Raw genomic sequence first — 13,976 nt, forward strand, 5'->3', positions numbered from 1 at the left:
TCTCTAGCCCTCGCTGTACAACGCTAACAGTGTCTCTTGGGCGCTATGGCCACCTCGACGTAGGGGCTTATAAGTGCCATCGGATTGCATTTCCCAAACATCGCGATTGTCTTTCAAATAGTTCTTAAAGATTTCTTGTTTAATGCGTTGTTGACACTCGTTATCCAAAATGGGAAACATCACTTCGATGCGATAATAGAGATTTCGCTGCATCAAATCGGCGCTGGAACAAAAAAGACGTTCTTTTTCACCGGAACAAAAATAAAAAATACGATGATGTTCTAAAAATCGCCCCACCACGGAAGTAACTCGAATATTCTCTGAGACACCCTTTATTCCAGGTTTTAAACAGCAAACACTGCGAACGATCAGATTGATATGAACGCCCGCTTGTGATGCAGCATAAAGCGCTTGAATTATCGTTAAATCAGTTAAGCCATTTACTTTAATAATAATTTCAGAGTCTTTACCAGCAAGGGCTGCTTCCTCGCATTCTTTGATTAGGGCGAGAAGATTTTTTTGCAAGGTGAATGGAGCATGACATAATTCTTTGAGCTTAATTGTTCTGCCTAAGCCGGTTAGTTGCTGAAAAATGATTTGTGTATCACTGGTCATGGCAGGATTTGCAGTCAATAAACCAAAGTCGGTATATCGTTTCGCCGTTTCTTCATGATAATTTCCGGTACCAAGATGCACATAGCGCTTTAATTTTCCACGTACTCGCCGTACCACTAAAGTCATTTTGGCATGGGTTTTATAACCTACGACACCATATAGCACTAATACGCCAGCTTCATGGAGTTGATTGGCTAGCTTTAAATTAGATTCTTCATCGAAGCGGGCACGAAGCTCGATAACCGCAGTCACTTCTTTGCCTGAACGAGCGGCTTCAACGAGGGCTTTGACCATGACCGAATCAAAACGGGTGCGATAAAGGGTTTGTTTGATAGCCAGCACGTTCGGATCAGCGGCCGCTTGTCTAACAAAGTCAATGACAACCTCAAAACTCTGATAAGGATGGTGTAATAAAATATCTTGTTCATCCAGAGCGTTAAATAAATCCCTGTCCGATTTGAGCACAGAAGGAAACTTAGGTGTAAACGGAGGGTAGTTTAGATCAGGACGAGGAATACTGTTAATAGTGCTCATATAGCGCTGGATATTTACCGGCCCATCACAGTAATAAGTGTCCTCGTGGCGTAAATGGTATTTTTGCAGTAGAAAGTCAGTAATGGATTGTGGGCATTTTTTATCAATTTCTAAGCGTACGACATGGCCATAGTGGCGAGAGAAAAGCTCACGTTGCATTGCAGCAGCCAAGTCTTCCGCTTCTTCATCCTGTAAAGATATGTCACTATTACGCGTTAATCGAAACGCATAGCACCCACTGATTTCCATTCCAGGGAAAAAACCATGCACATGAGTTTCAATGATGGATGATAGGTAAACGAAATGGCTGCCTTCACCGCTCAACTCTGAAGGCAAATGAATGAGTCTTGGCAAAGACCGGGGGGCATGAATCACGGCGTATTTAATATTTCGATCAAACGCATCTTTTCCACTTAGCGCGACAATAAAATTTAGACTTTTATTGAATAAACGAGGAAATGGATGAGCCAGATCTAATGCAATAGGACTGACAATTGGCAGGACTTCATTTTTAAAATAATGTTTTGCCCAAAGATGGATGTCATCTGTCCAGTCTTCGGTTTTATAAAAATAAATATTCTCATGTTTTAAAGCTGGCAAGAGTTGTTTGTTAAAAATACTATATAATTCTTCAATTAACGCGTGAGTTTTAATGCTTAATTGATTTAAGAGTTCATCAGCAGATAACCCGTCTATGCTAAGCTTCATTGAGGATACGGCAATTTTTTCTTTCAATCCTGCAACGCGAATTTCAAAAAACTCATCCAAGTTACCACTGCAGATACAAAGATAACGCATGCGCTCCAATAACGGCACACGTTCATCAGCCGCCAGCTGCAACACCCGCTCATTAAAGGCTAGTGCGGTTAATTCGCGGTTAATGTAGTACTCTGGATTATCCAGCGACTTAGTCACGGCTTCCTCCTAAGGGACAAGAAAGAAACAAATCCCAATAAATCCTATAAATCCCCAGAAAGGGGACAATTGCAAAAAAGCGAGCGCTAAGAAAAATAATATACAAGCAATAACCATAGAATAGGAGAAATACATCTGAATTACACCTTGTGCAATCGAAAAAGAAGCCGCAGCTAATAAAGCTAACGCGCCATACTGTACGGCGATCATGATTTTTCGAGTGATCGGGCCATTATGACTGGTTAACCAAGTATATCCGGCTAAGGCGAGCAACAAGCCCGGTAGATTTAGACAAGCAACAGCCACCACAAGTCCTGCCACACCTGCGGCTTTATAGCCGATAAGGGCTGAGAGTTTCACCGCGGTTAGCCCAGGAAATAAAAACGTACTGCCAACCATTTCAATGAATTCTTCTTGTCCAATCCATTGACGATATTCGACGGCCTCATATTCTAACAGCTTAAGCATGGAATTCCCTCCACCAAGGGAAATAAGGCCGATTTTTCCGAAACTAACCAGTATGGCGACTAAGGTTTTGATCATAATGAAGGTGACACATTGGCTGATTTTAAAAAAGTCACATAATCGCAGGCTGTTTTGTTGCCTAAAATATGTTGGCTTAAATACTGCACCCACAATAAAATACGAGACTCAACACTGACACTAAAAAAAATCTGATTGTTAATCATGATCCTAGCGAACTCTAGAGTCAACTTTGGTGAATCAGGAAATTTATAAATGACGGCTTCTTTCTCAAGGTGAATGGAATAGGCTTCACGGTTTATTTTGGTCAGTAAAGTTGTTAGGTCTAGCACTTCCTCTTCGGGTAATTCTACTAAGGTACTGCCGTCGAGCGTTATTTTTTTCCCGTAAGCCAAGGCGTGGGCGGTGCGTTCTAGGCAAGGTTTATATAATAGAGCATCATTTCGGATTTTCACATTATAATCGCGGTCAGAAAGAATAAGATAGGTATCTGACCGATGCTTAAAACGATATCTGGATAGTTCTAAGAACGAATCGTCTAAGCCATGTAATGAAATGGGTTTTTTGTCTGGCCAAAAAAAACGGGCTTCCCAGCGTTTATCTTCTAATCGTTCGGAGTTCTGTGGTAGCTGCAGCGGTGAGCTTAATTCAATTTCAAAGTTCCATATAAAGCGTGTGCTCATAAACATTCCCATGATAAGCGCTTAAATTGAGACTAGGGGATTTTAATAACCCTTGCAAGAGGGTCATCATCCGGCAAGCCAGGGTTGCTCACTTCATACGGAACGAAAAATACTAATTTTTCGTTCCGTATGAAGATTTTGGGTATATACGAGAGGTTGATCTTGAATTAAGATGTAATCTATCTTTTTAGGGGGTCAGCAGACCCTTGCTCCACTTAAGCACAAATAAGGATTGTTATGTTTGCCTTGATTTTGTTTATTGTCTATTTGGCGTTTTCGCTGTTTGTTTTAAGCAAGTCCTTTAAACCCATCGCATGGGAAGTTGGCAGTGTGATTTATTTGATTGTCGCGACATTCGTGGTGGGATTGCCATGGTTCATTGCTCTGCTATTGTGGGTATTGATTATCGCAATTGATCTAATCATCCGAGTCGAAGCGATTCGGGACACGATTAGTGATTATCTATATCATAAAGTTGGCAATACGCTCCCCAAATTGTCTAAAACTGAAGAAGAAGCTCTGAGCGCTGGTGACACGTGGATTGAAGAAGATGTATTTCGAGGTGAGCCCGATTGGGAAAAGCTCGAACAAGTTAAGACTGAACTTACTCAAGAAGAACAAGCCTTTCTAGACAATGAAACCCAAACCCTTTGCGATATGCTCAATGAGTGGGAGATCTCACAACATAATGATTTACCAGAAAAAGCCTGGAAATTTATTAAAGACAAAGGATTTTTAGGGTTAGTCATTGCAAAGGAATATGGGGGAAAGGGGTTTTCAGCTCGAGCCCATTCGGATGTGGTGATGAAAATTGCCAGCCACTCTGGTGTGGGGGCAGTTACCGTTATGGTCCCCAATTCTCTCGGGCCTGGCGAACTGTTGCAATTGTATGGGACTGAGAAACAAAAGTCGCATTACTTACCAAGGCTTGCCAAAGGAGAAGATATCCCTTGTTTTGCTTTAACGGAGCCAGGGGCTGGCAGTGATGCCACCGCGATCAAATCCGAAGCCTTAGTGGTAAAAAAGAACGTCGAAGGTAAAACAGTGCTTGGGCTAAATATTACCTTAAACAAACGTTGGATCACGTTAGCCCCTGTGGCCACGTTAATCGGATTGGCCGTAAATTTAAAAGATCCAGATGGATTATTGAAAGGAGTGGGTAAAGAAGGCATCACTTGTCTCCTCATCGCACGGGATACAGAAAACCTAGAAATTGGCAATCGCCATCTTCCTGCCGATCAACCCTTTATGAATGGCACCATTCGAGGTGAGAATATTTTTGTTTCAATTGACAGCATCATTGGCGGTCAAAGTCAGGCGGGACAGGGCTGGCGTATGTTAGTGGAGTGCTTGTCCATTGGTCGCTCAATCTCATTACCCGCACTCGCTGCCGCTTCATCTTCTATTTCTTATTTGACAACTGGCGCGTTTTCTCGGATACGCCGGCAATTTAATGTTGAAATTGCCCAATTTGAAGGGATTGAAGAAAAACTGGCTGAAATCGCAGGATTAAATTATTTAGTTAATGCAACTAGGCTCTTAACGGTTGGGGCTGTACAAGAGCATAAAAAACCCTCAGTGGCATCAGCCATTACTAAATATTTCAACACCGAGTTGGCGAGGGTGGTTATTAACGATGCGATTGATGTTCATGCAGGCCGTGCAGTGGTTGTGGGACCCAGAAATTATATGACGTCTTTCTACCAAGGGATTCCCATCTCTGTTACGGTTGAAGGGGCAAATATTATGTCGCGTAACTTATTAATCTTTGGTCAAGGATCAATGGCATGCCACCCTTATATACGAGATGAGTTTTATGCGTTATCTGCCAAGGATAAATCAAAATTCAATGAAGTCATTTGGAAACATATTCATTATTTCTTTCGCAATATGGCCAAAGCCATGTGTTCAGGCTGGACAGGGGGGCTGTTTATTTCTACTCCTGAAAATCCACTCAGTCGGCAGTATCAAAAACTTGCTCGCTTAAGCCACGCCTTCGCTTGGCTAGCTGATCTGTCTTTAATTATTTTAGGCGGTAGCTTAAAACGTCGCGAACGTTTATCGGCTCGTCTTGCAGATGGGATGTCTTATTTATACATGGCTATGGCGGCTTTGCGTTTTTACCAAGAGCATGATGAAGATGATGATCAAAAACTGCATGCAAAATGGGCAACGACGTATTGTTTTTATCAGGCTCAAAAATCATTAATCGGCTTTTGTCATAATTTCCCGGTGCGTACAATTGGTATTTTAGCTCGGCTTCTCGTTTTTCCTTTTGGTCAAACCATGCGCTATCCTAGTGATAAGTTGGACCATCAGTTAGCTAAGTTAATGACCGGCAATAATCACTATCGAGATGTATTAACTAAATACGTTTATTTAAGTGGTGACGCCTCAAAGCCCGTGGATCGCATGGAAATTGCATTGCAAGGGATATTAAGCCATCAAGATTTATATAAGAAGGTTCATGATTTACGCGGATTTAAATTTGGCCATCTGAAAGAAAAACTAGCGGAAAAAGTCAAAGCAGGAGAGTTAACACAAGAAGAGATGGATCAGTTGGTTCATGTTGAAAAATTACGCTGGGACGCAATTCAAGTGGATGAATTTACTTTTGACTCTATGAAAAACAAGACCTTTTCTTCTGTTATTGATCAATATCAATCTCCCTTAGATTAAAGGAAAATTCTCCTCGCATGACAACGAGTTTGGACCATGTCACAGAGACCATCTACTCAAATTCGTTCCATTGCAGCTTAGGACTTTGCTATAATTGAAACACAGATGAAACTTAACGAAATTTTTACCAGGAATAACCTATGCCTGTACCCTCTTCAGATTCTGTACGAAAATGCGTAGAGATTATCACTAATGCCGATGCCGCCGAAGAACTTGTAACTACCCTAAAGCAGCAGTTAGAAAAGGCAAAACTTACTTCAAAATTTAGTGACCTAATCGAGCATGCCCAACAATTTGCCGAGTACGTACGTCTTAAATCAACCCAAGGCGATCCCTGGTCAGGCACTTTAGCTGATTTTACTGGCTTTCAACAGTATCAAACTGCATTAGCAGAAATATCCGCTAAACAATTAAGTCATGAAAAGATAACCTTTGATGTTGCGATCAGCAATGATGCGGAAATTTTGCGTGGTTACAGCAGTGAGGGGCAACCAGTTGGTGATGAAGAAAGCGAAGAGTTAGATAGACTCTATAATGGTTGGTTAGCAGAGAAGGGCATGCTCACAAGAAATGGAATTATCTATGAAGCGACTAATGATGGAAGAATTAAGGCGGATACTTCCGGTCGAGAGAAGAGGGCCGATGCTGAAAAAATACGTCGGCTCATAACCGACCCGAAGGAAGGGTTTAGCGTTTATGTCCAAGAAAAAAATAAAGCCATCCAAATTACAACGATTCCTAGAAATTATAATGAAGTAATAGAGACCATTTCTCCGGAAGAGCAAGGTCCAACTTAAGCCCCCTGCCGTTTAAATGAGGCTGGAAAAATTCAGCGGCCGGAATCAACAAGTCACGGGTATAAACAGCGATTCACCAAGTTTTATTAGCCAACTCCAGTCGACCTGGAGTTCCAATATCCATCCACCTGCCTTTGTAGAACTCACCACTCACTTTTTTGGCCTGGGTAAGTTGGCGTAAAATTGGCGTTAAAGAATATCGACCAACACTAAGCGTTCTAAAGACTTCTGGATGATAACAGGCAATCCCAGTAAAGGTATACGTTGGATTTTCATTGTTCACTAAGGGAGGCGCAGACAGTCCAAAATCACCATTTGTTTTATATTCCGGCTTATTAACAAGAACTAAATGAGCGAGATAAGATTTTGTCATGATGAGATCTTCAAAGTTGTAATCGGTTAATATATCGCCGTTAACCACTAAAAAAGGATCAGAACCAAGTAAAGGAAGCGCATTAACCACCCCTCCTCCAGTCTCAAGCCCACCAGGAGGCTCGGGTGAGTAGACAATATTAATCCCCCACCGACTTCCATTTCCTAGATGCTGTCGAATCATACCTCCTAGATGAGCGTGATTGATAACAATGTTTTCATAACCAGCATTGGCTATATTTCTAACATGATATTCAATCAAAGGAGTGCCCTGAATTAAAGACAGCGCTTTAGGTTGGCTAAGAGTGAACGGTTTTAAACGCTCGCCACGACCGGCGGCTAAAATCATTGCTGTTTTCATGCTGGGTGTTTCTCTTTAAATGCTGGATAAACCACTTCAGATGCAAATTGGTAAAACGGTTTGAGTTCGTCATAGGTCTCTAAGCAATCCAGAAAGTAATTCATAACCAAGGGTAAATCGTTTAAATATCCGGATTTATTATCCCGCAGATGTAATCTTGAAAAAATTCCTAACACTTTTAAATGTCTTTGTAGTCCGCAAAAATCAAATGCTTGAACGAATGCGTCGTAAGACCAGGTATTGGCGTTAGGCAAATGGTTATGAAAATATTTCACCCAGCCAAGCGTTTGTTCTCTCGGCCACTGAATATAACAATCTTTTAGCAATGAGACGAGATCATAGCTAAATGGGCCAAGCATCGCGTCTTGAAAATCAATAACGCCCAACGTAATGGATGATGCGTTAGGTAACAGCATTAAATTTCTAGAATGAAAATCACAATGAGTAAACACATAGGGTTGTTGTGCTATGGTCTCAGCAATCCAGTTAAACGTTTCATGAATGATCAACTGCTGTCGGGGGTGAATGTCTAACTTAAGATAACGTTGCAAAAACCACTCACAAAATAAATTCATTTGTCTCAGCATAAAAGGCTTATCAAACCTTGCCAAAGGGCTTTCTTCAGGCATTGTTTGGTGCATCTTAAAGAGTTCTGCTATCGCAACTTTATACAGTACATCAACGTTGTTGACGGTGAGCGCTGTAAATAACAATTGATCCCCAAAATCTTCTAAAACCAAGAACCCCTGTTCGATATCTGAAGCATAAATTTTCGGTGCATGGACACCTAGTGTTTGCAGGAGATGATCAACTTGAATAAAAGGTAATAACGCTTCTTTTTCTGGTGGCGCATCCATGACTATGAAGGTTTGATTGTTTATTGCCATGCGATAATAACGACGAAAACTAGCATCCCCTGTTAAAGAGATTAAACTAAAAGTTTCGGAGTAATTTTTTTTTAGCCATTCGTTAAGTGCGTATTGCCGTTTGTACATGGTATACTTCCTGCCCTTGTTTGGAGAAACTTTAGGGGATGTTGCCTAAGGCCCTTGGATTACTTAGTTCCAATGGGGATAGTAACTTCGCTGTTAAACTGCTGGCAAAAAACACCGAACGATGATGTTAAGAAACTTAAACTTAAAACCTCTAATCACTGCTAGGCTTACAGCGAAGACAATGCATTATACGCTAACCGGGACAGTCTTGGCAGTAGCTTTTGGATTTTATCTTGTGCACGAGGCCCGTGCAGCTACTACTATTGTGGAGCCTGTAAACGCATGCGTTTTTACGCCAGAGGACAGGTTTCCAACATCAGTTCGCAGCCGCTATGCTCAATGTCTTGGCTGGCAACGTGATGAGGCTTATCCATTATGCGGCGGATATTATCAAACCCTTGAGATTACCCCAATTCCAAAAGGGGAGGTACGTATTGAAGCAGATGAGGCTTCGCTTTATGCCGAAGGACGTTCTAAATTAACTGGAAACGTCATGGTGCAAGATGATGACCGAATGGTCAGCGCGCAAACTGCATATATTTATCGCGCCCCTCAAAGCAATCAAGTCACTCGAGTAGAATTATTTGGAAACGTACGTTATTTAGAACCTGGTCGTTTGATGATTGCACGTAAAGCGATCATTAATCCTCAAGATAAAAGTGGGAGAGTGGATGATGTGCTTTATCGTTTAAGCATCCATCGCGCCGGCGCTACCCTCCCTGCCTGGGGAAGGGCAGATTTTATAGAGCGCTTTCCTAATCAAGATTATCTGCTGCAACAAGCCACTTACAGTACTTGCCCTCCTGAGAATAGATCCTGGCAAATTTCTGCTGGTAGCATAACTCTTGATCATTCGGAAGCAAGAGGGGTCGCAAGAGATGCCTATTTGCGAATTCATGACTGGCCAGTATTGTATTCACCTTATCTTAGTTTCCCAACGTCGAAAGAACGAAAATCAGGCTTTTTACAGCCGGCCATAGGCTATACCAATGTGGGCGGGTTTGATCTTGGGTTGCCTTATTATTTAAATATTGCGCCTAATTATGATGCAACGATTACGCCTCATCTCTATACTCGCCGCGGCATTATGATGGGTGGGGATTTCCGTGCGCTTACACGTAATTCTTATATGACCATTGGAGGTAACTTTCTACCCGATGATCGCGCCTTTAATCGCTTCATTACAGAAAACCAGAATCAATATCCAAGCTTAATTGGACAGTCGAATAACCGTTGGGCTGTTTTACTTGATGATCGAACGTCATTAACTCGGAATCTAACTCTAGGGGTTAATTTTGAACAAGTTTCCGATGATTATTATCTACAAGATTTCAGCACGAATCTTGCTGTGACCACACAAAGTCAATTGTTGCGACAAGCCAATATGACGTACAACTCTGATCACTGGCTGGTGAATGGCCTGGTGCAAAGTTATCAAACGCTTCATCCCATTAATCAGTCTGAGATATCGGATATTTATCAACGCTTACCTCAGTTCACAGCGAACGGAATCTATAATGATCTACCCTGGAATTCTACTTTTAATCTTATGGCAGAATTTGACAATTATCGCTGGCCAGGCGCGGATTTAGCGCATCCCCAAGGGCCTAGACTTCATATAAATCCTATTTTGTCTATTGCCAATTACAAGCCATGGGGATATCTCACACCTTCTGTTCAGTTTGTTGAAAATAACTATAGCGTGAAGTATCGCACTGATCCTACCAGCCAATCGTTCAATCGCTTTATTCCACGGTACAACGTAGATGGTGGGCTTTTCTTTGATCGCTCAATGGCGTTTATGGGCCAGCGATTTACTCAAACCTTGGAACCGCGTTTGTATTATTTATACGTGCCTTACCACGATCAAACGGCAATTCCAGTTTATGATTCTGCTTATATGATTTTTAATCATGATCAACTCTTTCGGACGAATCGTTTTTCAGGGTTTGATCGCATTGGTGACGCTAATCAAATCGCCTATTCCTTAACAACGCGTCTTCTTTCAGATGAAACCGGAGGTGAGAAAGCGAGCTTTGCTATTGGCCAGCTAAGCTATTTTTCCAATCGTCGTGTCCAACTTTGCTATGAACGCCAAGGTGAGTGCGTTGATAGTCCCTTGTTCTTAGGCTGGTTGTCACCGACCTCCAAGACATCTCCTATTGCGACTCGGGCCAAATATCATATCAATCCAGCTTGGGTGGCGACAGGGGATTACATCTGGGATCCCTCTGCCAGCGCTACGAATAACGGGTATTTAAATCTGCATTATCAGCCGGATTACAATAAAATTTTTAGTCTAGGCTACAGCTATCTCGTGAATGGTGATATTACAGCGGTTGCTAATACAGGGATTCAGGATAATGTCTTGAGTCAAGGAACGATTGCCTACGCTTGGCCCTTTACAGATCGATGGAGCACATTAGGGGTTTACAGCTACAACATCAGTAAAAAATATAGCATGATGTCCTTTTTTGGTCTGCAATACGAGAATTGCTGCTGGGCTGTTCGTTTGATGGGAGGAAAAACGTTTAAAAATATTTCTCCAATAACGTTTGCGCCGCAGTACAATAGCAACCTCTTTGCACAAGTATTATTAAAAGGGTTGGGTTCTGCTGCAAACAGCGATCCTTCCAGCATCTTGAGTTCGTATCTTCCAGGATATGCCGATATTTTTAAACTGAAATAAAGATTGTGCGTTAAGATATCGAACTGGATTTAACATATTTGCTTGTATTTTGCGTATAAATACCCTAAATTGCACCAGAAAAAAGCAATAGGATCGATGGCATCGAATTAAGCTATGAGAGAGGATTTTGGCATGCTGAAACGTGTATTTTTAATATTATTACTAATTACGGCAATGATTGGCCACGCTGCTGAGCCGTTGGATAAAGTCGTTGCTATTGTTAATGATAACGTGATTACAGCGAGTGAATTAAACGCGCATAGTGATCTCTTACGTCAGCAAATTCAAGCCAAAAGCATGAAGTTGCCTCCGGAAAACATTCTTCGCAAACAAGTGTTGCAACATTTAATCGATGTAGATTTGCAGCTTCAGCTCGCTAAAAATAACAATCTCACCGTCGATGATAATGAATTAAATGACGCCATTGCTAAGATCGCTGGGTCAAATCACCTTACGTTAACCCAGCTTCGAGAGGAGCTAACTAAACAGGGCATGAGTTGGAAGGAATACAGAGATAATATCCAGAAAGAAATATTAATTACTAGAGTCCAACAAAAAGCAATAGGCCAAGAAATTGCTATTTCTTCACAGCAAGTTGAGGATTATTTAAGAACCGCTAAAAAAACCCAAAAAACCCAGCAGACGTATCACATTCAAAATATCGTCATTCCTCTTCCCGAAGAACCAACGACAGAACAGTTAAAGCATGCCAAGCAAAAGGCTTTGGAGGTACTTAAAAAAGTCAAAAGCGGTGAAGATTTTAATCAAATGGCCATTGCCGAATCCAGTGGGGAATATGCTCTTGAAGGAGGGGATTTAGGCGAGCGTCATTTAGCCGAGTTACCTGAATTATTTGCCAAGCAAGTGACTAACATGGAGGTTGGTGAGGTCTCCGGCCCTATCCGTGCAGGAAACGGATATCAGTTGATCAAGCTAGTAGCGATTGGAGGTAGTCAACAAAAGCATACCGTGACAAAAACTCACGTTCGCCATATTCTTGTAAAGCCCGCTTCCAGCATGACCGCTGACGAAGCCAAAAAACAAATCACTAATATTTATCAGCAACTCAAATCTGGAAAAGATTTTGCGGTGATGGCGAAGCAGTATTCATTAGATGCAACCAGCGCTATCAACGGGGGTGATTTAGGTTGGGTCACTGCTGATGAGCTTGTTCCTCAATTTGCTAAAGCCATGGACGCACTGCCATTAAAGACTATAAGCAAACCTGTAAAATCACCGTTTGGATGGCATTTAATTGAAGTGTTGGAGCGTAAAACGGTCGATGATTCAGCAGCTTTTGAACGGCAACAAGTAAGACAGTATTTACAACAGCGCAAATTTACTGAAGCAGTGCAAAACTGGTTGCAACATATGCGCACGGATGCCTATGTGAAGATCCTTGATAAGGAATTAGCATGAAACCACTGCTAGTTAGCAGTGGTGAGCCAGCAGGCATTGGCCCAGATTTGTGCCTGGAACTCGCACAGAAAAAAATTCCTTTAGTCGTATTGGGCGATGAACAAGTTTTAAAAGCTCGAGCAAATCAGTTAGGAAAACAAATACGCTTCCATCGTTATGACGGTGTCTACCATGACTCGCAAGCCGGTGAATTAACGGTATTGCATATTCCTTGCCATACCCCCCCTATCCCAGGGGTACTTAATCCCAACAATGCTCCTTATGTATTATCACTTATCGAAACAGGTGCAAAACAATGCCTGTCGGGAGAATTTTCAGCCCTTGTAACAGCCCCCATTAATAAGGCCGTAATTAATCGCGCAGGAATTGAGTTTCGTGGTCATACCGAGTTTTTAGCAGAGCTTTGTCAAGCTGAATCCGTTGTCATGATGTTGGCCTGCCCACACATGAAAGTTGCTTTAGTAACCACGCATCTACCATTAAAAGATGTACCGTTAGCGTTGACAAAGCCGTTGGTGAAGCAAGTCTTATCTTGTCTTAATGAGTCATTGCAACGTGATTTTGGTATAAGTCAGCCTAATATCGCAGTAGCGGGCCTAAATCCTCATGCGGGTGAATCTGGCTACCTGGGTCAGGAAGAAATCGAAACCATCATTCCCGTGTTAGAAGCACTAAGAGTACAAGGACTTAATTTGCTGGGCCCTCTTCCCGCCGATACTATGTTTACTCCAAAATATCTTGAGCATTGCGATGCAATGGTAGCTATGTATCATGATCAAGGGCTTCCAGTGTTAAAATTTGCAGGGTTTGGTAAAGCCGTTAATATTACATTAGGACTCTCAATTATCCGCACTTCCGTGGATCATGGCACCGCCTTGGATCTCGCAGGAAAAGGATTGGCTGAGCCTGGCAGTTTATACGCCGCTGTCGATATGGCTTTGGAGATGGTGCGTAACAGAACAGGAAGAATATAATGATTAGCCTTATTGCAGCTATGGATGAAAATCGTGGCATTGGAAAAAACAATCAGCTTTTGTGTTATCTTCCTGCGGATCTAAAACATTTTAAATCTCTGACGATTGGCAAGCCAGTGGTCATGGGAAAACGGACATTTGAATCCATTGGTCGTTCTTTACCTGAACGTCAAAATATAGTCATCAGTCATACCCTGGAAAATAGAGACGATATCAACGTGGTTAGAAGCCTATCAGAAGCGCTACACCTAGTCAGTGAAGCGGAGGAGGTAATGATTTTAGGCGGTGAGCGACTATTCTTGGAAACCATAGGTATCGCGGAACGAATCTATCTAACAATGATTCACGCCACATTTGATGCCGATGTGTTCTTTCCCCCAATCGATAGCGATCGCTGGCAATGCACCGAAACAATCTATCGGGAAAAGGATGAAAAAAATCCTTACGATTTGACCTTTTG

General features: G+C 42.0%; 11 protein-coding genes (1 of these 11 cut by a window edge). 6 read left to right on the top strand and 5 right to left on the bottom strand.

All coding sequences use genetic code 11. The annotated features are described in order from the left end of the window. Window positions 1-3: 3 nt before the first annotated feature. Genes ppk1 through E1O47_RS10195 form a run of 3 tightly spaced genes read right to left on the bottom strand, consistent with a single transcriptional unit; the run spans window position 4 to window position 3,230 of the window. The gene (ppk1, locus tag E1O47_RS10185) at window positions 4-2,064 is read right to left on the bottom strand and encodes a polyphosphate kinase 1 (RefSeq protein ID WP_133131152.1); all 2,061 of its coding nucleotides are present in this window, start codon (window positions 2,062-2,064) and stop codon (window positions 4-6) included. 9 nt (window positions 2,065-2,073) lie between these two features. Next, window positions 2,074-2,607, bottom strand: coding sequence for a chromate transporter (locus E1O47_RS10190; RefSeq protein ID WP_133131153.1), 534 nt, complete (start codon window positions 2,605-2,607; stop codon window positions 2,074-2,076). Further along, window positions 2,604-3,230, bottom strand: a complete 627-nt coding sequence (locus E1O47_RS10195; RefSeq protein WP_133131154.1) for a hypothetical protein — start codon at window positions 3,228-3,230, stop codon at window positions 2,604-2,606. The genes E1O47_RS10190 and E1O47_RS10195 overlap by 4 nt, the downstream gene beginning before the upstream one ends. A 237-nt stretch (window positions 3,231-3,467) precedes the next feature. Here E1O47_RS10195 and E1O47_RS10200 point away from each other — a divergent pair, with 237 nt between their 5' ends. Together E1O47_RS10200 and E1O47_RS10205 are read left to right on the top strand one after the other, a co-directional pair. Beyond that, window positions 3,468-5,909: an acyl-CoA dehydrogenase gene (locus E1O47_RS10200; protein WP_133131155.1), complete on the top strand. Its 2,442-nt coding sequence runs from the start codon at window positions 3,468-3,470 to the stop codon at window positions 5,907-5,909. A 140-nt stretch (window positions 5,910-6,049) separates the two neighbouring features. Next, window positions 6,050-6,706, top strand: coding sequence for a hypothetical protein (locus tag E1O47_RS10205; protein ID WP_133131156.1), 657 nt, complete (start codon window positions 6,050-6,052; stop codon window positions 6,704-6,706). A 73-nt stretch (window positions 6,707-6,779) separates the two neighbouring features. Here the strand turns inward: E1O47_RS10205 and murU are convergent, their stop codons facing one another. After that, a complete protein-coding gene (gene murU, locus E1O47_RS10210; protein WP_133131157.1) occupies window positions 6,780-7,439 on the bottom strand; it encodes an N-acetylmuramate alpha-1-phosphate uridylyltransferase MurU in 660 nt (219 codons plus the stop codon). Then, window positions 7,436-8,434: an aminoglycoside phosphotransferase family protein gene (locus E1O47_RS10215; protein ID WP_133131158.1), complete on the bottom strand. Its 999-nt coding sequence runs from the start codon at window positions 8,432-8,434 to the stop codon at window positions 7,436-7,438. The genes murU and E1O47_RS10215 overlap by 4 nt, the downstream gene beginning before the upstream one ends. A gap of 121 nt (window positions 8,435-8,555) precedes the next feature. On the opposite strand from E1O47_RS10215, the gene E1O47_RS10220 reads away from it, so the two are divergent. The 4 genes from E1O47_RS10220 to E1O47_RS10235 form a co-directional block, all read left to right on the top strand. After that, on the top strand, window positions 8,556-11,123 hold the full coding sequence (locus E1O47_RS10220; RefSeq protein WP_423202762.1) for an LPS-assembly protein LptD: 2,568 nt from the start codon (window positions 8,556-8,558) through the stop codon (window positions 11,121-11,123). A 132-nt stretch (window positions 11,124-11,255) separates the two neighbouring features. Further along, complete coding sequence (locus E1O47_RS10225; protein ID WP_133131160.1) at window positions 11,256-12,542, top strand: peptidylprolyl isomerase; 1,287 nt, start codon at window positions 11,256-11,258, stop codon at window positions 12,540-12,542. Beyond that, window positions 12,539-13,516: a 4-hydroxythreonine-4-phosphate dehydrogenase PdxA gene (gene pdxA / locus E1O47_RS10230; RefSeq protein WP_133131161.1), complete on the top strand. Its 978-nt coding sequence runs from the start codon at window positions 12,539-12,541 to the stop codon at window positions 13,514-13,516. The genes E1O47_RS10225 and pdxA overlap by 4 nt, the downstream gene beginning before the upstream one ends. Further along, window positions 13,516-13,976: the 5' portion of a dihydrofolate reductase gene (locus E1O47_RS10235; RefSeq protein WP_133131162.1), read on the top strand. Its footprint extends 25 nt past the window's final position; the window shows 461 of its 486 coding nt (coding positions 1-461); it begins with the start codon at window positions 13,516-13,518; its stop codon lies off the right edge, out of view. The genes pdxA and E1O47_RS10235 overlap by 1 nt, the downstream gene beginning before the upstream one ends.

This window comes from Legionella yabuuchiae (genome assembly GCF_900640115.1).
GTDB lineage: Bacteria > Pseudomonadota > Gammaproteobacteria > Legionellales > Legionellaceae > Legionella_A > Legionella_A yabuuchiae.

Excerpts from the sequence above, each read along its gene's own strand:
- E1O47_RS10205 (WP_133131156.1), top strand. The coding sequence starts at position 6,050 with ATGCCTGTACCCTCTTCAGATTCTGTACGAAAATGCGTAGAGATTATC.
- murU (WP_133131157.1), bottom strand. The coding sequence starts at position 7,439 with ATGAAAACAGCAATGATTTTAGCCGCCGGTCGTGGCGAGCGTTTAAAA.
- E1O47_RS10195 (WP_133131154.1), bottom strand. The coding sequence starts at position 3,230 with ATGAGCACACGCTTTATATGGAACTTTGAAATTGAATTAAGCTCACCG.
- E1O47_RS10200 (WP_133131155.1), top strand. The coding sequence starts at position 3,468 with ATGTTTGCCTTGATTTTGTTTATTGTCTATTTGGCGTTTTCGCTGTTT.
- E1O47_RS10220 (WP_423202762.1), top strand. The coding sequence starts at position 8,556 with ATGATGTTAAGAAACTTAAACTTAAAACCTCTAATCACTGCTAGGCTT.
- pdxA (WP_133131161.1), top strand. The coding sequence starts at position 12,539 with ATGAAACCACTGCTAGTTAGCAGTGGTGAGCCAGCAGGCATTGGCCCA.
- E1O47_RS10190 (WP_133131153.1), bottom strand. The coding sequence starts at position 2,607 with ATGATCAAAACCTTAGTCGCCATACTGGTTAGTTTCGGAAAAATCGGC.
- E1O47_RS10215 (WP_133131158.1), bottom strand. The coding sequence starts at position 8,434 with ATGTACAAACGGCAATACGCACTTAACGAATGGCTAAAAAAAAATTAC.
- E1O47_RS10225 (WP_133131160.1), top strand. The coding sequence starts at position 11,256 with ATGCTGAAACGTGTATTTTTAATATTATTACTAATTACGGCAATGATT.